Source organism: Paraliobacillus zengyii, from assembly GCF_003268595.1.
Classification (GTDB): Bacteria; Bacillota; Bacilli; order Bacillales; family Amphibacillaceae; genus Paraliobacillus_A; species Paraliobacillus_A zengyii.
Genome location: NZ_CP029797.1, coordinates 3067189 through 3088782, shown reverse-complemented (window position 1 = coordinate 3088782; position 21594 = coordinate 3067189). Strand labels below are relative to the sequence as shown.

Genomic DNA, 21594 nt, shown 5'->3' with positions numbered 1-21594 from the left:
TGGTTTTTTTAATGTAAAAAATATAGGGAGGCAGTTGTATGAAAGCAGCATTAATTACAGGTATTACAGGACAAGATGGGGCATATTTAGCGAAGCTTTTACTGAATAAAGGCTACAAGGTATATGGATTAATAGCTAGAAGAAGCACGGATACGTCGTGGCGACTAGATTATTTAAACATTAAAAAGGAAGTCCAGTTAATAGAAGGAGATATGACAGATTTATCTTCTTTAATAAGAGCTTTAAACCTATCCAAACCAACAGAAGTATATAATCTTGCAGCACAAAGTTTTGTTGGAACGTCGTGGGAACAGCCGGTATTAACAGCTAATGTCACAGGTGTAGGTGTAGTGAATTTATTAGAAGCAATACGGTTAACAAATCCAACTATTCGTTTTTATCAAGCTTCTACGAGTGAAATGTTTGGACTCATTCAGGAACCGATGCAATCAGAAAATACGCCTTTTTATCCAAGAAGTCCGTATGGAGTAGCTAAGTTATATGGCCATTGGATTACGGTAAACTATCGCGAAAGCTTTGGTATGCATACATCAAGTGGTATTTTGTTCAATCATGAATCGCCATTAAGAGGTATTGAGTTTGTTACTAGAAAAGTTACTGATGCAGCGGCAAGGATTAAACTTGGATTACAAAGCGAGTTAAGGCTTGGTAACATCGATGCTAAAAGAGACTGGGGCTTTGCTGGAGATTATGTTGAAGCAATGTGGCTGATGACACAACAAAAAGTTGGAGACGACTATGTAGTCGCCACTGGGAAGACAACAACAGTACGAGAAATGTGTGATATAGCCTTTTCATATTTGGAGTTGGATTATCAGGACTTTGTTATTATCGATCCTAAATTCTATCGTCCAGCTGAAGTAGAAGTATTATTAGGAGATCCAACAAAGGCAATTACGGAATTGAATTGGAAGCCCAAAACAAGCTTAAATGAGTTAGTAAGAATGATGGTAGATGCTGACTTGCAAAGGGTTAAAAAAGAAGTAAGTTTAGTTGCAGGGGTGTAAATTATGCGCATCCTCATTACAGGAGCAAACGGATTTGTGGGAAGGTATTTAGAGCGGGAATTGGTAAGTAGAAATCACGAAGTATTTCTAGGAGTCAAACAAATAGATGAGATGGAAGACATAGTAAGGATACAACGTTCTGTAGAGATAAACATTTTAGATAAGGAACAAGTCAAAAATACGATTGATTATATAAAGCCTGATGTGATTGTCCATTTAGCTGCACAAAGTAATGTAATAAATTCTTGGGTTGATCCAACGTATACAATGACCACCAATATTATAGGAACAATTAATATTGTAGAGGTTGTTGGAGAATTGTCATTAAGCACAAAGATACTTACTATTGGTTCAAGTGAAGAGTATGGTATAACTGCAAAATATACCAACAAGCTTAGTGAATCAAGTCCTTGTTTGCCACAGAATCCATATGCAACTAGTAAATTTGCAGCTGGAGAAGTAGCGAAGCAAATCGCAAAAAAGTATCACCTGAACCATATCCATGTAAGACCATTTAATCACTTTGGACCAGGTCAACAAGAAGGATTTGTGATTAGTGACTTTGCATCTGAAATTGCCAGAGTAGAAGCGGGTTTAGCTAGTAATAGTATTAAAGTAGGTTACTTGGAAGCAGAAAGAGATTTTACAGATGTTCGAGATATCATTGATGCATATGTACTATTAATAGAAAATAATGTTCCTAATGGTGTATATAATATCGGATCTGGTGTTTCAAGGAGAATCTCAGAAATATTGGATTACTTGATTGAATTGGCAGATGTACCAATAAATATAGAAATTGATTATGCCAAATATAGAATTTCAGAAGTGGAAAATATTGTTGGGGATTCGACGAAAATCCAACAGACGATTGATTGGAAACCAAAACATGATTTTAAAGATAGTTTGAAAGATACACTTGATTGGTGGAGAGCCGCGGTATCGGTGAAAATATAAATCTTTTAAGCGGAGGGTTACACTATTGATAAAAGATCACAGGATAAAGGTTATATTCTTGAATCACACTTCAACAATAGGTGGTGGTGAAAGAAGTTTGTTGGATATTCTTCGATTTATAAATAAAGATAAATTCGATGTTTTACTTGTTTGTTTCGAAGAAGGAGCCTTAGTAGAAAAAGTGAAGCAAATCAACGATGTAGATGTTACTGTCGTTCCATTTCCAAATAAAATATTAAAATATAATCGTGATAAAAGAAGTTTTCTTCAGCTATTTTCACTTTTTTATATGGTGATTCCAGTTATTAGATTATTACTATTCACATTGAGAAACAAGCCGAATGTATTATACACCAACTCAATGAAAGCACATTTTATTGGTGCTATTATTGGGAAGTTATCGTTTACAAAAGTAATTTGGCATGTCAGAGATATACTTGAGGATGGACTTAATAAACGGTTATTTATAAGGCTTTCTCATTTAACAAATGAAGTTATTTGTATTTCAAAGGCTGTTTCGAAGCAATTTGAACAAAGTGAAAAGATTAAGGTAGTTTATAACGGCATTCTTCCGGTCGAGGAGGTTACAACCAGTGAAGGAGTTTAAAGTTGCAATCATAGGACAAATCGCAAGATGGAAAGGCCAAGACGTATTTATAAAAGCAGCGAAGTTACTTCACCTAGAAAATCCAAAGGTGAAGTTTTTAATTATTGGTGATGTTTTGTTTGATAAAAAAGGAGAACATGCCTATAAGAAAGAGATAATTGAACTTGCTAAAGACTGTGATTATATTACTTTTCTTGGACATCGAGATGATGTCAGTGAAATGATAAAAGAAATAGATATAATTGTGCATGCCTCGATAAGAGAAGAACCTTTTGGTCGAGTAATCATAGAGGGTATGGCTGCTAAGAAGCCTGTAATTGCATCGGCAATTGGTGGTCCTTTAGAGATTATTGAGGGTGGTGTTTCAGGGATTTTTTATGAGCCTGGAGATTATAATGAGTTAGCGAAAAAGATCGATATAATTATAATGGATGAGCAATTATATAAAGATGTAGCAATTAATGGATATCTAAAATTCCAACACTCATTCCACGTTCGTAACACTGTTAATTTGGTAGAGCGCTCACTTACTAATTATAAAAAGAAAAAGATTAGATAAAACCAGTTTAAAAATGACGATTTTAGAGGGTGATAGATTGAAAATATTACAAATCGCAGATGACTTCCATAGTGGTGGAGGAAAAGAAAGATTTATATATGATTTAACTGAAAAACTTATAAACAAAGGAGTTAAAACATCACTTATATGTATAGATCATGATAATACATCTAGTTGGGGGGATGAGCTTAACTGTGAAATTATAAAGTTCAGTAGTGCCTGGCTTAGTTATATAGAAGATTATAATCCGGATGCAATCATTTGGCACGTGGGTGTTGAAACTACAGATAAAATTACCAAGATTGTCTCCAAATACAATGTTCTCTCTATTGTACACAATGCAACCTGTCCATCTGGAACTAGATTATTTAGGGATAATGATCAAATTTGCCAAGCTGCCACTGGTAATATGTGTATGGTCAATTGGTATGTTAGAAAATGTGGTACGAATAAAGCACCGAAAGAGGCATATAGACTATTTAATAAAAGTAAGGAAGTACATGTAATACTAAATAAGTGTAAGACTGTTTATGTTGCAACAAAGGCAATGCAGAAAACATTAGAAATAGAGAATATAAAGTCTGAAAAAATAAAGCTATTTGATATTACACTAGGAAACCTTACTGACTTAGGGCCAATAAAAGTAACTAACAATACAGACGTATTAAAGGTCTTGTATGTAGGGAGATTGTCATATAACAAAGGAGTTCAATACTTAATAGAGGCTATTTCAAGAATGAAACAAGATAATATTAATGTTATGTGTGAAATTGTTGGAGGAGGGTGGTATGAGGATGAGTTAAAAGCTCTAGTAAAGAAAAAGGGTTTAGATAACTATATTAATTTTATTGGAAGAGTTAATGGATATGAAGTAAGTAAATATTATTTAGAAACAGATGTGGTTGTTGTTCCTTCTATTTGGTATGAAGCTGCTGGTTTAGTTGTCCCGGAAGCACGTGGAACAGGTAAACCTGTAGTTGTGTTTAATAGTGGGGGATTACAAGAATGGCAAGTAATGATGAATAATATTTATTATGCTGAGCGCACGGACTCGAGATCACTTGCAAAAACAATATTGGAAGCAAAACAGGGCATGAAAAATACACATCAGAATAATCAATTCAAATCACCTTATAAAGATTTATGTAGAGACTTGATAGAAGGGTATTAGTAATTACGCTATATAATGTCAAAAAGAGTGAGGGTAAATTCATGGATCAAAAGATAAGTGTTATTGTGCCAATTTATCAAGTAGAGAAATACCTAAGTAAATGTATTGAAAGTATTATAAATCAAACATATTCTAATTTAGAGATAATACTTATTGATGATGGTTCACCAGATCGGTGTTTTGAAATTTGCGATAAGTATGCCTCTATGGACAAAAGAATAGTAGTTATTCGAAAAGAAAATGGTGGACTTTCAGATGCTAGAAATGCTGGTTTAGCAATTGCTACTGGTGAGTATATTAGTTTTATAGATTCAGATGACTATATTCATTTGAGTTTTTATGAAGTTTTATTGGGGTTGATCTTAACTAATGATGCTGATATAGCTCAATGTGGTTATCAGATAGTAGAAGAAAATCAAGAATTCACACCACCAATAAGGAAAGATTTAACGATAGAAGATGTAGTTGTTTTAAACAAATTAGATATTCTTCACAACTTATATAATTTAAATTATGGGGACACGGTTGTAGTTTGGAACAAATTATTTAAAAGTAATCTTTTCACCAATCTTTTTTTCCCGAAAGGTAAAGTTCATGAAGATGAATTAACGACTTATCAAATTTTATATCGTGCAAATACAGTAGCGATTACTTCTAAAAAGATGTATTTCTATTTGCAGAGATCAGACAGTATAATGGGTCAAGGTTTTACCATTAAGAGTCTGGATAAATTAGAGGCATACTATAATCAGATACAATTCTATAATGATAATGATTTATTTGAATTAAAGGAAAAGGCAACTAAAAGTTTAGAAGGAATGATTAAAGCTACGATAAACAGAGTGATAAAGTCGAACTTTGAAAATAAAACGCGAGTATTAAATTGTCTAATAGACTACTATAAAATGAATGTGCATTTGTTTTCTATATTTCCTAGTCCTAAAAAAATGAAAATAACTAGAAACCTTTTTCGTTATACGCCAGTATTCATAATTAGATGGATCTATAAAGTTGTAAATATAAGACGAAAGGTTGAATATTAAAAAGTGAAAATGATTTTACTTAAAAGGTGGTTATGATGATGGTTCGCAAAATTAGAAGGTATGTAGCTAAAAAATTTAAATGGCATCTTAATAGGTTTTATATCAGATTAAATGCTAAAAAAACTTGTGAAATGATTAAGAAAAGTGATAAATCTAGAATTATATTAATAGATACTCCTCAGCACGGTAATTTAGGAGATCAGGCAATAACTCTTGCTGAAAAAAAATTTCTTGAAGAAAATTGTAAGACTTATAATGTATTTGAAATTCAGATTAGTGAGATTAAATTTTCTTTGAAAACACTTAAAAAGTATCTCGAGGAAAGTGATGTAGTAATGCTTCAAGGTGGTGGGAATATGGGATCTGAATATTTAGGAGAGGAAGAAATTAGACGTAAAATTATTGGGTTATTTCAAAAGCAGAAAATAATTCTTTTTCCTCAAACCATTTACTTTGAAGACTCTGCAGTTGGAAAAAGAGAATTTGATAAAACTAAAGCAATATATAACTCACACAAACGTCTGATTCTAGTAGCACGCGAAAAGAAATCATTTGGAATTATGAAAAATGAGTTTGAAAATAATAATGTGCTGCTTACCCCTGACATTGTATTATATTTAAATCAAACCAAAGGATCTGAAACTAGAAGTAATATTTTATTTTGTTTTAGGAATGATGTTGAAGGAATTTTAGATGATACTTATAAAGATAAGCTTATAAAAAAGGTCACTACTTATGAAAATAATGTTAATTTTACTGACACTGTCATCAATAAGACAATATATAAAGATAATAGAGAAGAAGAACTTGAAAAAATCTGGTCTTCTTTTAGAAAATCAAAATTGGTAATTACTGACAGATTACACGGAATGGTTTTTGCAGCTATAACATCTACACCTTGTATTGTATTCGGGAATTATAACCACAAGGTTGAAGGAACTTATGAGTGGATCAAGCATCTTCCATACATTAGATTTGTAGAGAACAAGGAAGATGTCACTATGCATATTAATGAATTGTTGGACCTAAAGGAAAGTGAATTAAACTATGAAAATAATTTCACGTCAATCTATTATAGTAAAATATTAAAGACTATTTTTTCTGAGGAAGTCATAAAGGAAAAGGGTATTGAGAATATTGTTTAATTTTAATGGATAACAGTAAGAAAAGAGGTAAAATCTTGGGTAAGCAAATTAAATTTGGTGTGATAATAACGTATATTAGTACATTTATTAATATAATAACTGGTTTATTAATTACACCTATTACACTAAGACTGTTCGGGCAGGCAGAATATGGCTTATATTCATTAGCGCTGTCTATCATGGGGATGTTATTTCTTTTTGACTTTGGGTTCTCAAATGCAATTGTAAAATATGTAACACAGTTTAAAGAAAAGGATAATAAAAAAGAGTATGAAAACATTAATGCGATGTTCTTGGTTTTATACACTATTATCGGATTAATTGCTTTTTTAGCTGGAATGCTTGCTGCTACTGGAGCGGATAAGATATTCTCAAATGGATTAACCCCGGATGAAGTGGCCAAGTTTACAATTATGCTTCAAATAGTTGCTGTTACATTAGGAATATCTTTTCCTCTTAAACTATTTAATGGAATCATAATTGCACATGAAAAATTCATCTTCAATAAATTAATTACTGTAGTAAGATTCATAACAAATCCAATTATTACTGTTACGATATTATTTATGGGATTTTCTTCGATTGGCGTTTTGATAGCAATATCAATCGTCAATTTTTTATTATCATTAATTGATGTTTACTATTGTTTTGTCATACTTAAAACTAAAATTAAGTTACATAAATTCGATTTCAAACTGATGAAAGAGATTTCTATGTATTCCTTATGGGTCTTTATTGCAAGTTTAGCTGATTTTATTTATAGCCGAACGGACATGTTTATTTTAGGTGCATTAGTAAATACAGCTGCTGTTGCTATTTATAACGTAGCGGAAGTGATAAACGGATTATATACAAAATTAACAATGGTTTTAAGTGGTTTCTTCTTACCTAGACTTGTTCAAATGGTATCTAAGAATGTATCAAATCATGAACTGACAAATATGTTTATTAAAGTTTCTAGGATTCAATTTTTATTAGCTGCTCTTGTTTTAACTGGATTTGCTCTTGTTGGTAATGAATTTATCGTAATCTGGGCTGGTGTTGATTATGTCTTAGCCTATTGGGTTGCGTTATTAGTTATGTCATCAAGGTTTATCCCAGTAGTTCAAGTACTGGCCACGTCTATTTTACAAGCAAAAAACAAACACGCTTTTCAGTCAAAGTTGTATCTAGGAGTAGCAATTTTAAATTTAGCTATTAGTATTCCATTAGCCCTTACTTATGGTGTTATTGGGGTTGCAATTGGAACATTAATAGGGAAGATAATCAATACGATCGTTATGAATTTCAACTATGCTAAAGTTGGTATCGAGATGAAGCGATATTTTAAAGAAGTTTTTGTGCTATTCATTCCAATGACGCTTGTTTTTATAATTGGAGTCATACTTAAAAGATTACTAAGTGTTACGACTTGGTTTGATATTTTAGTATTTTCTTTACTATTAACTGCATTTTATGGTGGAATCATGTTTCGATACTTTATGAATAGAAGCGAGAAGGATATGTTGGTAAAACCATTAAAGAGAATGGTTTTAAGGAAAGCGAGTTAAGTACCTAATAAGTAAGGAGGGATTATATGAAAACAGCTATCATCCACGATTGGCTTGTAGTCTACAGTGGTGCGGAAAAAGTCTTAGAAGAAATGCTGAAGATCTATCCGGATGCTGATCTGTTTAGTACGGTTGATTACTTACCAGAAGGTCAGCGTGACTTTATTATGAATAAAAAGGTTAAGACAACATTTATTCAGAAGTTGCCATTTTCCAAACGTAAATATCGGAATTATCTTCCGTTTATGCCTTTAGCAATTGAACAGTTGGATTTATCGGAATATGATTTAATTATTTCTAGTTCTCATGCTGTAGCTAAAGGGGTTATCACTGGACCTGATCAGTTACATATTTCTTATGTGTATTCACCTATTCGCTATGCTTGGGATTTACAACACCAATATTTAAGAGAAACTGGTATGGACAAAGGAATTAAAGGTTTTGTTACTAGATATCTTCTACACAAAGTTCGAAACTGGGATTCCAGGACTTCGAATGGTGTAGATTTTTTTATATCTGTTTCAGATTTTATTGGCAGAAGAATTTGGAAAGTTTATCGTAGAGAGTCTGAAACGATTTATCCACCTGTTGATGTATCAGCATTTGCTTTTCATGAACAAAAAGAAGATTTCTATTTAACTGCTTCTCGAATGGTTCCGTATAAAAAGATTGATGCGATTGTTGAAGCTTTTTCATTGATGCCGGATAAGAAGTTGATTGTTATTGGCGATGGTCCTGACTTTAAGAAGATTAAAGCGAAAGCCGGTCCGAATGTTAAATTGCTTGGTTATCAATCTTTTGATGTATTGAAAAGTCATATGCAACGTGCGAAGGGGTTTATTTTTGCTGCGGAAGAGGATTTTGGAATCACACCATTAGAAGCACAGGCATGCGGGACGCCTGTGATTGCATACGGTAAAGGGGGCTCTCGGGAAACTGTTCGGGGGTTTAATGAATCAGTAGATCCTACTGGTTTATTTTTTTATCATCAAACAGCTGAAGCTATCAAAAATGCTGTTGCACAATTTGAACTGTTAGAAATAAATCCACAGCATTGTCGAGCACACGCTATTAAGTTTTCACCAGATCGCTTTCGGACAGAAATAAAGGATTTTGTTGATGCGAAAATAGCGAGTAGACAAGAAGAGTTGTCACCTGTAGAAGAGAAAACAGTCACACAGACATTTTCAATTACAGGTATTAAGTGGCAGAAGAGAGTGTACAAAGTGAGGATGTAAGTAACTAGGATAAGGGGGTATAGTTTGAATGATTAACAGTCAATTGACCAATCAGCAAATGTATATTCAATCCAAAGATAATGTGATTCATAGTAATGAACAGAAGCAGATGGTCGTAAATATGGACAATGGCACATGTTACGACCTAGGCGAAATAGGGCAAGTCATTTGGGAAGTTCTTTCGATGGCAGCTACGATCGATCAGATTGTTACTATTTTAACTACTGAATTTGAGGTTACGAATGAGGAGTGTAGAAGTATCGTTGAACAGTTTATAACGGAATTATTAGCGACAGGTTTAATTGAAACGGACCAGGAATCAAGGTGATTATTGATGAAAAAATTGGTTGGTCATCGGTCTAATGAACTTACATTATTAATAGAGCTTTTAGATAGTGAAAAAGTGAAGCTACTCAAGCAGAATAAGCACTTGTTTTCAAAGGTGAATTGGGAAGTGTTTTTAGAACTAACGAGCTACCATCGTGTTTATCCGACTATCTATAAAAATATCAAGCTGCTAGATAGTCCGCTTGTTCCAACTGAGGTAGTTGCTTCTTTACATCGTCATTACGTAGAGAATACGATGCGAATGATGCAACTAACTGCTGAAATGGAACGTGTATGTCACGTGTTCCAACAACATAGTCTAAATGTGATCATCTTAAAAGGGCCTATTCTTTCTTATCAATTATACGAGGATTTATCTTCACGGACATCGAATGATTTGGATGTATTAATAGATTTAGAAGATTTAGATAAAATGACTGACGTTCTCGGTACGCTTGGTTATCAGATAGCATATGAACCGCCAAGAATGCTGGAAGACTGGAAGGTGCAGAATCATCATATTGAATTCTACAATAAAGAAAAAGGTTGCGAAATTGAGATCCATTGGAAGTTAAACCCAGGTCCGACAAATGAACCAAGTTTCAAGGAGATGTGGCAACATAAAATCCGTGTTCCGGTCACGACATCTGCAGTTTATGGGCTCGATGAAGCATATCTACTGTATCATTTAATCACCCACGGCGCACGACATGGCTGGTTTAGATTGAGATGGTTGACAGATATTGATCAATTACTTAAACGAACAGACGATCATCAAAGATTGATTTTCTTATTGAAAAAGTGCAACTATAGTTACCTAATTGGGCAATATGTTCATCTTGTTAGTGATGTTTTAGATCAACCAATACCAGCAGAATTACTACCATACGGATCATCTCATAAGGCAAGAAGTCTCGCCAAAAAAGCAGCAACTTTTATCGAGAATAAAGTAGATGTAGATCATCCACCATCAGGGTGGGAAAAGAGCTGTACGGATTATCTGTACAGTATTAAAAATCGCTCTCAGAAATGGCAATTTTTTATTCGAAAAGCCTACCCGAATTCATGGGATGCACAAGTACTCCCATTACCAAAGTCACTTTATTTTCTCTATATACCATTACGGCCTATCCTCGGATTGTGGCGCTATACGCGCAGACGGTTCTTCTCTGTCAAAGGTTAGTCGTTCACTATGTCTATTAATCAACTGTTATATCAGTTGATTTTTTTAATACTTAAAAATAATAGAAAGGAAGGGATAATATGAAACTCGTACTCTTATCTGGAGGTTCTGGTAAACGATTATGGCCACTATCAAATGATGCTAGGTCGAAACAGTTCTTGAAAGTATTAACAAATGAATTTGCTGATAAAGAATCAATGGTTCAGCGCGTTTGGGGACAATTAACAAAGAATGATTTAGCGAAAGATTCTATTATTGCAACAAGTAAGAATCAAGTTGATATGATCCATAATCAGATTGGCGTAGGTGTACCAATGGTAGTAGAACCGGAACGTCGTGACACGTTTCCTGCAATTGCACTTGCTGCTGTTTACTTGTTTGATGTGAAGGGTTGTAGTCCGGATGAAGTGGTCGCAATGCTACCAGTTGATCCTTATGTAGAGGATCACTTTTTTTCGAAAGTAAAAGAATTAGAGGATATCTTGCTAGAATCTGATGCAGATTTAGCGTTAATGGGTGTGACACCAACGTATCCTTCAGAAAAATATGGCTATATTGTTCCGAAAAAAGCTGATGAAAAGCGTTATGTAACGGTTGATTCATTTAAAGAGAAACCAAATGAAGTGACTGCGACAGAGCTGATTTTGAATGATGCATTATGGAACTGTGGGGTGTTCGCCTTTCGGTTGGATTATATTTTAAATCTATTAAAAGAAAAAGGATTGCCGATTCAATATGACGCGCTCTTAAAACAGTATCCACTTTTACCTAAAACAAGTTTTGATTATGAAGTAGTTGAGAAAGCAAAACATATTGTCGCGCTACCATATGACGGTTTTTGGAAAGACCTTGGTACATGGAACACACTAACAGAAGAAATGGCATCGAATTTGGTAGGCAAAGGAATAATTGATGAAACACTAGAGAATTCTCATATCGTTAATGAGTTGGATATTCCGATTGCATTGATTGGTTTGGATAATGTGGTAATTGCTGCAAGCCCTGATGGCATTCTTGTTTCAGATAAAGCTGCCAGTGCGAAAGTGAAAGATTATGTTAATGGATTTGCCGGTCGTCCCATGTATGAGGAAAGAAGATGGGGCTGGTATCGTGTACTAGAATACACAAAATATCAAGAAGGCAACGAAGTTTTAACGAAAAGAATTGGTATAAATGCTGGTAAAAACCTTAGCTACCATGTTCACTACAAACGAAGTGAGATATGGACGGTGATAAAAGGTGATGGTGTCTTAGTGCTTGACGATCAAATTCGTCACGTCAGATCTGGTGACGTACTAAATATCCCATTAGCTACGAAACATGCGATTAGAGCAACTACTGATATGGAGTTCATTGAAGTACAAACAGGTAGTGAATTAGTAGAAGAAGATGTTCATCGATTCGCAATGAAATGGGAAGATATTGAAGACATTATGCGCGCGTATATGTTAAGTAACTAACGTTTAAGCCATGCTTCTTCTCAAAAGCAAGAATCTAACATGCTAGCAAGTTAATAAAATTGATTTCTAACAGGAGCAGCAGCTTTTGAGGAGGAGGGCCTATGGATTGGATAGAGGAATATGAGAAGTGGAAACAATTTGATGATCTGGATAGTGGGATCAGACATCAATTAAAAGTTTTTGAAAGGGATCTAAGCGAATTAGAAGATTGTTTTGATCAAACGATTACGTTTGATCAAGATGGTATGTGCGGAGAAATTGGTCCAGGGCCAAATCGAATCAATATCTATACGATCAGAAAAGCAGCTGAAGGTTTAGCTCGTTATATGGAAGCACAAAGTATTTATCACCGTGTAAGAGGGGTCGTAATTGCCTATGATTCACGCTTTCGATCAACGGAGTTTGCTTTAGAAGTAGTTAAAACCTTGGGTATTCATGGTATCCCTGTTTATTTGTTTGACCGATTGCGCCCGGTGCCACTGCTCAATTTCGCTATTCGTTATTTACATGCTTACGCAGGTGTGATGATAACAGCGGGGCAACATACAGCAGAATATAATGGATTCAGAGTTTATGGACCAGATGGAGAGAATCTTTCTGACGAGGAAGCTGGATTATTAATCTACAAAGTGAATCAAGTGAAAGAACAATTAGCGATTAAAATAGCAGATAAAGATGAACTACTTCATTTGAAATTATTAAAGATTCTTCATGATAATGAATTGGAACGAGCGTATATGATGGAACTTAAAAAGATAACTGGTAAAGCCGAGCTGATCCAAGCCTATCATGATTTATGTATAGTATACACACCTTTACATGGTGCTGGTAATTCACTCGTCCGAAACTGTTTTGATTCGATTGGCTTTACGAATGTCCATGTCGTGGTTGAGCAAGAGTTAGCAGATCCGACTTTTTCTACGGTAACGTGCTTAAATCCAGAAGACATAGAGGCTTATACACTAGCGATAGAATATGGTGCACGTTTAGATGCGGCTATTCTATTTGCAACAGATCCAGATGTGAATCAAGTGGGCGTTGCAGTTAAAAATTGCGAGGACATTTATCAGGTACTCACGAAAACGGAGAGGAATGCGTTACTTCTGGATTATCTGAATAATATAGTAAACATGCCACTTAATAGTGGGCAAGAGTTTTTAAAAGCGAGAGACGCGGTTCAAATCTGTATGTTGCTTGCTGAAGTAGCGGTTTATTATAAATCAAAAGCAATGACGCTGTTTGAAGGACTGTTAGAAATTACCGAGAAATCTGGTGGGTGATGGATGAAAAGCGTTTTGACTGACGCAAGGAGAGAATAGGATGAATAAAAAGTATACGGTATTAATTGCTGAAGATCAGTTACTCTTTCGTGAAATGATTATAAATATATTTAGAGAAATGGATGAATTCTTTGTGATCGCAAGTGTCGATAGCGGGGAAGAAGCAATTGAATTTATTAATAGAAGAGAAGTCTTTCCTGATCTCTGTTTACTAGATATTCAAACGCAAAAAATGGCTGGTGTTATTTGCGCAGAGAAATTAAAAGATTTATTTCCGAAAACAAAGGTTGTTTTGTTAACGGATTTAGCTGGTGAATCTTTTATTGAGAAGGCATTATCTGTTGGGATAGATGGTTACGTATTAAAGGAATCGAGTTTAGACCAATTTAAACAAATGTTACGGTTTATTATCGAAGGACAATTTGTTGCACCACAACATCTTATTCACCATTTTTCTGAGCGGTTAGTAACGTTACAAGGGATTGAACAAGATGGATCCATGTACGCGATTAAAGAACACTTTCGCCAGGAAAAGGATCTAGATTTAAATGATCGTGATTATCGGTTGATTCAATATATTAATAAAGGGTGGACAAATCAGATGATAGCGAAGGAACTTTCGATTAAAGAGGGTACCGTGAAAAATTATATATCGGGGATGTATAAGAAATTGCATGTAAGAAGTCGAAGAGAACTGATGCAGATCCTGATGAAGTCGACAAGTTGACATGGATAAACTAAAAAAAATACTGTTCTTACCCTTTGCTAGAAAACGTCTATATGTCGAAGTATTGGTTCTATTAGCTTGGGCTCGTATTTTAAAAGCCTTACCATTTGCTCGAGTTGCTCCTAGTTTGGGTCAAAAATCACAGGAGACAGCGGAAAATATTGACGCAAACCCTGCGCTTATTAACGACATAGCAAAAGCGGTTGTACTTATTAGCCGTTACACCTTTTGGGAAAGTGCGTGTCTCGTTCAAGCAATTGCTGCAATGAAAATGCTAGAAAGAAGAAAGATAGAAAGCACGTTATATCTAGGGACAGCTATAGATCAGGAAGGTAAACTGATCGCACATGCATGGTTAAGAAGCGGCCCTTTTTATGTAACCGGTAGTAGTGTGATGAATAACTTCACTGTCGTTAGTGTGTTTGGCAAATTTATTGATAGAGAGGAGGGAAGTCTATGAGCGCGATTGCTGGAATATATCATCTTAATAAACAACCCGTCTCATCTGAAGCTAGTTCAGGTATGATGGATAACTTAAGTCAATTTCCTGCAGATGACGTAAGTATTTGGCAAAAAGAAAATGTTTTCCTAGGTTGCCATGCACAATGGATTACACCTGAATCTGTTGGTGAAGTCTTGCCTTATTATAATCCAGAGCGACAATTGGCGATCACAGCCGACGCAATCATTGATAACAGAGCGGAGCTATTTGAATCCTTACAAGTTGATAAAGCGAAAAGAAAAGGGATGCCAGATAGTCAGTTGATTTTGCTTGCTTATTGTAAATGGGGAGAAGATGCACCGAAATATTTGATTGGTGACTTCGCATTTATGATTTGGGATGAGCGCGAGCAGAAGTTATTTGGTGCGAGAGATCCTTCTGGTTATCGAACATTATATTACTATCTTAACCAGTCTGATTTTGCCTTTTGTACAACGATCGAACCTTTACTTGAGTTACCTTTTACTCGGAAAAAATTAAATGAAGCATGGCTTGCTGAATTTCTAGCCATCTCAGGAATGATTGACACAGTCGACGCGCGGATGACACCTTATCTAGGTCTAGAACAAATACCTCCTTTTCATTCATTTAGTTTAGTTAAAGGTGAAATAGAGCTTAAAAAATATGGGTCATTTTATCCTAAAGAAGCTTTGAAATTAGATTCAAATGAAGCATATGTAGCCGCTTTTCAAGAAGTGTATCAACGAGCTGTTAACGACAGGCTGCGAACATATCGTAATGTGGGTTCGCAACTTAGTGGTGGATTGGATTCTGGTTCGGTAGTTGGTTTTGCGGTAAAAGAACTTAAGAAAAACGATAAAATGTTGTATACATTTAGTTATGTACCACCGAGTGATTTTGTTGATTATACTCCGAGACATCAATTCCCTAATGAGCGTCCGGCTGTTAAGCAAACAGTGGAATATGTTGGAGGGATAGATGATTATTATGCTGACTTTGAAGGTAGAAGTTCTTTTACGGAAATTGATACGTATCTTGATGTGATGGAAATGCCGTATAAATTCCTTGAAAATTCTTTTTGGTTAAGTGGCATGTTCGAAAAAGCACAAGAAAAGGATGTTGGCATTTTATTAAATGGGGATAGAGGGAATTTCACGGTGTCTTGGGGAACTCCAATAGACCATTACGCAGTACTTTTAAAAAAGTTTAAATGGATTCGATTCTATCAAGAACTTAAATCATATAGTGAAAAATTAGGTGCAGCTAGATCTTATCTTTTTCCTGTGATTGCAAAAACAGCTTTTCCATTTCATAAGAGAAAAACTGCTGGCACTAAGTTAATTAATTCAGAATTTGCTGATAAAATAGGTGTTTTTCAAAAACTAAAGGAACATGGTATCGACGATTCAGGTTGGTTTGGCACGCCAAATATATATCAACAAAGGCGAATCCTATTTGAAGATATTCTTCCTTGGAATGCAGGTAATACACTTGATTGCAAATTATCGTTACGTTATTCCTTATGGAAACGGGATCCAACAAATGATATAAGAGTTGTTCGTTTTTGTTTGTCATTGCCAGAAGAGCAATATACACAAAATGGATTAGATCGAGCGCTTATCCGAAGGTCGACGGCGAAGATATTGCCTGACAGTATTCGCCTAAATCAACGTACTAGAGGTGTTCAAGCAGCTGATTGGATTCATCGGATGATACCAGATTGGGATTCTTTCGTAAATGAGGCGAAGAAACTAACTATGGATCCAAGTTTTTTAGCGTTTATTAATGGAGAACTGTTAGCAAAAGCTATAGCAAAGGCTGAAGAGGGACCACAACAAGAATATCGTGGTTTTGATTATAGTCTGTTGATGCGTTGTTTGATTGTCAATCGATTTATTACTAAAAATTTTTGAAAGGAGGTGATACGTATGAAAAAAGAGTGGAAAGCACCGAAGTTAGAAGTGTTAGATGTTAGTAAGACAATGGGTGGAACTGATTATAGTAAATTTGATGGTAATTTTAATGATTCAGAACAAATCCCTCTAGATCCAGAAGGAAATCCTATGATTGGTGCTAGCTAATATTAGGTGATTGCCTAGGTTTATTACTTATAAAATGAATTAGTAGGATGTTATGTGAGAGCTCTTATTTAATTTATAAGAGCTCTTTTTTATAAAAAAATTAGAAATGAAGAGTGGATGAGTGATGAAACAAAACATGTATAAAGCTTTTGGATTAACAATAGACAGTTATCTACAATTACCAGAATTAAGTGTAGTTATGGATCCTTATTCTTGTATAGATGTTTCGATAAAAACAGGTGATTTAGATGCTATTTGGTCGGAAAAAGTAGAAGATAAGCACACGCTTTATGTTAAAGAAATGTTGATTCTGTTTCGTATTGATAAAGTTGCTACTTTTCTTATTCGTAATGGAAATGAAATTATTGTTTCACCAGTAACAGATACCAGTGAAGATGCACTACGGTTATACCTACTTGGTACATGTATGGGCGCGATATTAATGCAAAGAAAGATCCTACCTTTACATGGTAGTGCAATAGTTATTGATAAAAAGGCATATGCGATTGTTGGTGATTCTGGTGCAGGTAAATCAACGCTAGCATCGGCATTTCTACAAAAAGGATATCAACTTCTTACGGATGATATAATCCCGGTTGTATTTTCAAATCAAGGAAAACCAGTAACTATTCCAGCATATCCTTACCAAAAATTATGGATAAAAACATTAGATTACTATGGTAGAGATACAAGCAAATTCAAACCGATTATTGATCGAGAAACAAAATTCTCGATACCAGTTAGTGATCAATTTACTGACGAAATAACGCCTTTAGCAGGTGTATTTGAGCTTACTAAATCGGATAACGATCATATTTCAATCAATTTAGTTGAGGGGCTAGAGCGATTTCAAATGCTTTTCAAACACACGTATCGTAATTTTTTTCTTGCTAAAGCCAATTTGATGGAGTGGCATTTTCAAACATCCGTACAATTAGCAACTCAGATACCATTATATCGGATTCACCGACCAACAAATCGATTTACAGCGGATGAATTAGTTGATTTGATGTTAGAGACGATTGAAAGGAGTAAAATTTCACATGAATAAAATAGATGTTATATCGATTGATCAACTAGTTAGTCAAGTAGAGGGCAATATTGTAAGTGATATGAATGGGGAAAAAGTAATGTTAAACGTTACAAATGGAAAGTATTATAACTTTGGTATTTTAGGTGGCGAAATATGGGGTGAAGTTGAAGAAGGGATTTCGATTCGAGCGTTGGTAACAAAGCTTGTCGATCGTTATGAAGTAACGGAAAAAGAATGCGAGGAGCAGACGCTTGCTTTTATTAATCAATTAGCTAAAGAAGGACTAATTCGACTTCATGAGTGATTGTTGAAAAATAGGATATGGAGGTGAGAGAGATGAAACACGTTTTATATTTTTTAAAACAAATACATGGTCATACCGGTAAGGTACTTTATATCAATACCATTGCAATGTTAGGAATAGGTTTACTTGATAGTGTTGGCATTCTGCTGCTTATTCCAATGATAAGTATAAGTGGTATTGTAGCGCTTGATGCAGCAGAGTTGCCCTTTGCAAATTTGTTTGGTTTTTTAGATAACTTTTCTACTACTATTGGTCTAATTCTAATTTTGACAACCTATGTAGGTATTGCTATAGGTCAAAATTTGTTAAAAAGACATATTACCATTAAGAATGCGATTATCCAGCAAGGGTTTTTACGCTATCTCCAAATAGATACGTATGGATCGATGCTAAAGGCGAATTGGGATTTTTTTATTAGAAATAGAAAAACAGACCTTATACATATTTTAACTACAGAAATTGGACGGACTAATGCTGGTACACAGGCATTTTTAAATTTAGTAGCCTCATTTATATTTACAATTGTTCAAATAGTTCTTGCCTTTATTCTATCGCCTACTATTACTACTTTCGTTTTAGGATGTGGTTTACTGTTGTTATTTTTCAACCGTAAATTCTTAAAACGGTCCGTGTTATTAGGAAGTAGAAATGTTGAATTAGGAAAACGCTTTATGGGAGGAATAACCGATCAAATTAATGGAATCAAGGATATCAAGAGTAATTCATTAGAAGAGCCAAGGATGGTTTGGTATCGTTCCATTACCAAGGAAATGCAGGACCAACAAGTAAATTTCACTCAATTAAAAGCTACTTCACAAGTTTATTATAAAATTTCTTCGGCAGTGTTTATCGCAATCTTTATTTTTGTTTCAATTCATTTATTTGCAGCACAAGCAGCAGAATTAACGCTGATTATCGTTATCTTTTCAAGATTGTGGCCAAGAGTCGCTGGGATTCAAGGTTCAATGGAGCAAATAGCTATGACAATTCCTTCATTAAAAGTAGTTCGATCGATGCAAAAGGAAACAAATGATGCAATCGAGTTTAAAGAGAAGGTGCGAGCTGTTGTTAAACCGATTCAAATTGAGAAAGGTATTTTATGTGATCATGCGTCGTTTCGCTATGATAAAAAGAAACCGACATTCGCTTTAATGGATATCGATCTATTTATTCCTGCCAATCAAATAACGGCAATTGTAGGAAAGTCTGGTGCCGGGAAGAGTACGTTAATTGATTTGCTAATGGGACTTAATCAGCCAGAATTCGGATTGGTGTTAATTGATGGTATCCCACTGCAAGGTGATCGTTTACTTTCTTTAAGAGAATCACTCAGTTATGTTTCTCAAGATCCATTTTTGTTTAATACAACTGTTAGAGAAAACTTATTGCTTGTTTCTCCAACAGCTAGTGAATCTGATTTATGGGAAGCACTTGAATTCGCTTCAGCTGAAGCGTTTATTGGGAAATTACCAGACGGACTGGATTCGGTTATTGGTGATAGAGGAATTAAGTTATCAGGCGGGGAGCGACAGCGACTTGTATTAGCTAGAGCAATTTTACGTAAACCATCTATTCTAGTATTAGATGAAGCAACGAGTGCACTCGACACAGAGAACGAATTGAAAATCCAACAAGCAATAGAACGATTAAAAGGCACAATGACGATCATCGTAATTGCCCACCGATTATCCACAATCCGCAACGCTGATCAAGTAATCGTATTAGATGAAGGTAAAGTCGTACAACAAGGCGGATACCAACAACTATCAGATGAAACCACAGGTGTTTTTAGTAAATTAGTCAATCAGGCATAGAGAGGAAGCGAGGTGCGGGTGGTTCTCTGTTTCCTTTTGGGAGTTGCATTTTATTGTTTCATCATAAGCGTATAAAAAGGTGCACACATCATGTATGTGTGCACCTTTTTTGGGTTGCTTAATTTTTATGTGCACTTACTTCTGATTTAAGTACTTATAACATTATAAATTATATTTTACAATAACTCATTTTTAGCTTTTATATCTTCCTTATGAAAAGTGTATAGGAGTAGGAGTTTTGACTCAGATGAAAAATATGGATATAATTATTTAAACTATAAAAACAATTACTTGATGATAGATTAATTGTGGGGGACGAGATATGCAATATTTAGTGCAATTTCAAATAAATATTTTTGCAATAATGATTTTAATGGTGATATTTTTAATTATAAAAATGAAATCTAAGGTAAAAAGTTTTGGGAAAAAACTACTCAAGGTAATTATAATAGCCAGTGCAGTCGCCATCGTGATTGAACCATTAACATGGATATTTGATGGGATGCAATTTTTTGGTTCCTTTTTGTTAGAATACTCCACAAATTTTTTATTGTTTATGATGGGACCTATCTTAGGTGGGTTAATGTTATCGTATGTTGACTACCATGTTTTTAAAGCCCCCAAACGAATCTCTAAACGAATATTTTATCAAGGTATAAGTATTATTACATTTATAGTGTTAATGATTAACATATTTCACCCAATTTATTTTGAAGTTGATCCAGTCACAAATGGTTTCAGTAGTGGTGATTATAAATGGATTCATTATTTGGTACTAGCAGGTCTATATATCTATATGTTTCTCTTTGTGATAATAAATAGAAAAAGAATTAAATTCTATGTAATTAATATTTTCTTAGTGTTTTTTATGCTGCCTATAGTTGGAATGGTCGTGCAACTGTTTGATTCAAGATTATACTTTTCTTGGACATCTATTGTATTAGGAATATTGGTTGCCTATGTATTTTTGGAAACTACATCGTCAGAGGAAGACTATCTTACAAAATTATATAATCGGAAAAGTTATGAAAACTATGTAGAGCACTTAATTGAAGCTGATAAGTATTTTTCTGTAATCTTAATTGATTTAGATGATTTTAAAAACATAAATGATCAATATGGCCATAATAAAGGAGATCAAGTGATCGTCGCATTCGCTCAAATATTGCAGAGAGTTTTTAACAATAATTCACTCGTTTCAAGGTTGGGGGGAGATGAGTTTATTGTCGTGATTGAGAAAATGGATGTAGAGGTGATACAATTTATCTCAAGCATAGATCTATTGCTAAAAAAACATGAAGATGAATTTATTAATAGACTATCTTTTAGCTATGGTTACCAAGAATATTCAAAAACGATGAATGCAGATGAACTTTTTACTATTGTTGATAAGAAAATGTATAAAGATAAAAAAACGAACAGTATAGAGCCTGCCACTTCTCACCTTTAAGGAAGCAGGATATCAGGGTTTCTGCTTCTTTTTGGTTTATCTATCAACTTAATTTTCTTTGAGTTAGAAAATAACCGACACTTTTTACGGAATTATAGGTATTTGTCTTATACCTGTTGCAGTGATATATTTGAAATGCTGAATAAAGAAAGTGTGTCATTTTACAGGTGATGA

Annotated in this window: 21 protein-coding genes; all 21 read left to right on the top strand. The window is 34.5% G+C overall.

Features of this window, described 5'->3' with window-relative positions:
• Positions 1 to 38 precede the first annotated feature (38 nt).
• The 21 genes from gmd (at position 39) to DM447_RS15300 (ending at position 21420) form a co-directional block, all read left to right on the top strand.
• Positions 39 to 1028, top strand: a complete 990-nt coding sequence (gmd, locus tag DM447_RS15400) for a GDP-mannose 4,6-dehydratase (protein ID WP_112182076.1) — start codon at positions 39 to 41, stop codon at positions 1026 to 1028.
• 3 nt (positions 1029 to 1031) lie between these two features.
• Positions 1032 to 1985 (top strand): GDP-mannose 4,6-dehydratase, encoded by a 954-nt coding sequence (locus DM447_RS15395; RefSeq protein ID WP_112182075.1) that lies wholly within the window; start codon positions 1032 to 1034, stop codon positions 1983 to 1985.
• A gap of 25 nt (positions 1986 to 2010) precedes the next feature.
• Positions 2011 to 2592: a glycosyltransferase gene (locus DM447_RS15390; RefSeq protein ID WP_112182074.1), complete on the top strand. Its 582-nt coding sequence runs from the start codon at positions 2011 to 2013 to the stop codon at positions 2590 to 2592.
• Positions 2579 to 3151, top strand: coding sequence for a glycosyltransferase (locus DM447_RS15385; RefSeq protein WP_162632672.1), 573 nt, complete (start codon positions 2579 to 2581; stop codon positions 3149 to 3151). Before DM447_RS15390 ends, DM447_RS15385 begins: the two co-directional genes overlap by 14 nt.
• Positions 3152 to 3164: 13 nt before the next feature.
• Entirely contained in the window at positions 3165 to 4322 is a 1158-nt protein-coding gene (locus tag DM447_RS15380; RefSeq protein WP_112182072.1) for a glycosyltransferase family 4 protein, read from the top strand.
• Positions 4323 to 4363: 41 nt separating this feature from the next.
• Complete coding sequence (locus DM447_RS15375) at positions 4364 to 5365, top strand: glycosyltransferase (protein WP_112182071.1); 1002 nt, start codon at positions 4364 to 4366, stop codon at positions 5363 to 5365.
• Positions 5366 to 5403: 38 nt separating this feature from the next.
• The gene (locus DM447_RS15370; protein WP_162632670.1) at positions 5404 to 6510 is read left to right on the top strand and encodes a polysaccharide pyruvyl transferase family protein; all 1107 of its coding nucleotides are present in this window, start codon (positions 5404 to 5406) and stop codon (positions 6508 to 6510) included.
• Between the two features lie 35 nt (positions 6511 to 6545).
• On the top strand, positions 6546 to 8060 hold the full coding sequence (locus DM447_RS15365) for an oligosaccharide flippase family protein (protein ID WP_162632668.1): 1515 nt from the start codon (positions 6546 to 6548) through the stop codon (positions 8058 to 8060).
• A 26-nt stretch (positions 8061 to 8086) separates the two neighbouring features.
• Complete coding sequence (locus DM447_RS15360; RefSeq protein WP_112182068.1) at positions 8087 to 9298, top strand: glycosyltransferase family 4 protein; 1212 nt, start codon at positions 8087 to 8089, stop codon at positions 9296 to 9298.
• A 28-nt stretch (positions 9299 to 9326) separates the two neighbouring features.
• Positions 9327 to 9626, top strand: a complete 300-nt coding sequence (locus DM447_RS15355; protein ID WP_112182067.1) for a PqqD family peptide modification chaperone — start codon at positions 9327 to 9329, stop codon at positions 9624 to 9626.
• Between the two features lie 6 nt (positions 9627 to 9632).
• On the top strand, positions 9633 to 10808 hold the full coding sequence (locus DM447_RS15350; protein ID WP_112182066.1) for a nucleotidyltransferase domain-containing protein: 1176 nt from the start codon (positions 9633 to 9635) through the stop codon (positions 10806 to 10808).
• Positions 10809 to 10888: 80 nt separating this feature from the next.
• A complete protein-coding gene (locus tag DM447_RS15345; RefSeq protein WP_112182065.1) occupies positions 10889 to 12268 on the top strand; it encodes a sugar phosphate nucleotidyltransferase in 1380 nt (459 codons plus the stop codon).
• Between the two features lie 101 nt (positions 12269 to 12369).
• A complete protein-coding gene (locus tag DM447_RS15340) occupies positions 12370 to 13548 on the top strand; it encodes a phosphohexomutase domain-containing protein (protein ID WP_112182064.1) in 1179 nt (392 codons plus the stop codon).
• A gap of 40 nt (positions 13549 to 13588) precedes the next feature.
• The gene (locus DM447_RS15335) at positions 13589 to 14275 is read left to right on the top strand and encodes a response regulator (protein WP_112182063.1); all 687 of its coding nucleotides are present in this window, start codon (positions 13589 to 13591) and stop codon (positions 14273 to 14275) included.
• Between the two features lies 1 nt (position 14276).
• The gene (locus DM447_RS15330) at positions 14277 to 14735 is read left to right on the top strand and encodes a lasso peptide biosynthesis B2 protein (RefSeq protein ID WP_112182062.1); all 459 of its coding nucleotides are present in this window, start codon (positions 14277 to 14279) and stop codon (positions 14733 to 14735) included.
• Positions 14732 to 16651, top strand: a complete 1920-nt coding sequence (locus DM447_RS15325; RefSeq protein WP_112182061.1) for an asparagine synthase-related protein — start codon at positions 14732 to 14734, stop codon at positions 16649 to 16651. Before DM447_RS15330 ends, DM447_RS15325 begins: the two co-directional genes overlap by 4 nt.
• A gap of 15 nt (positions 16652 to 16666) precedes the next feature.
• Positions 16667 to 16819: a paeninodin family lasso peptide gene (locus DM447_RS15320; protein ID WP_112182060.1), complete on the top strand. Its 153-nt coding sequence runs from the start codon at positions 16667 to 16669 to the stop codon at positions 16817 to 16819.
• Between the two features lie 124 nt (positions 16820 to 16943).
• Entirely contained in the window at positions 16944 to 17870 is a 927-nt protein-coding gene (locus DM447_RS15315) for a phosphoenolpyruvate carboxykinase (ATP) (RefSeq protein ID WP_112182059.1), read from the top strand.
• Complete coding sequence (locus DM447_RS15310; RefSeq protein WP_112182058.1) at positions 17863 to 18156, top strand: lasso peptide biosynthesis PqqD family chaperone; 294 nt, start codon at positions 17863 to 17865, stop codon at positions 18154 to 18156. The genes DM447_RS15315 and DM447_RS15310 overlap by 8 nt, the downstream gene beginning before the upstream one ends.
• A gap of 32 nt (positions 18157 to 18188) precedes the next feature.
• Positions 18189 to 19970 carry an ABC transporter ATP-binding protein gene (locus DM447_RS15305; RefSeq protein ID WP_112182057.1) on the top strand — a complete coding sequence of 594 codons (1782 nt, stop codon included), beginning with the start codon at positions 18189 to 18191 and terminating at the stop codon, positions 19968 to 19970.
• 322 nt (positions 19971 to 20292) lie between these two features.
• Positions 20293 to 21420 (top strand): GGDEF domain-containing protein, encoded by a 1128-nt coding sequence (locus DM447_RS15300; RefSeq protein ID WP_112182056.1) that lies wholly within the window; start codon positions 20293 to 20295, stop codon positions 21418 to 21420.
• The last annotated feature ends 174 nt before the right edge of the window (positions 21421 to 21594 follow it).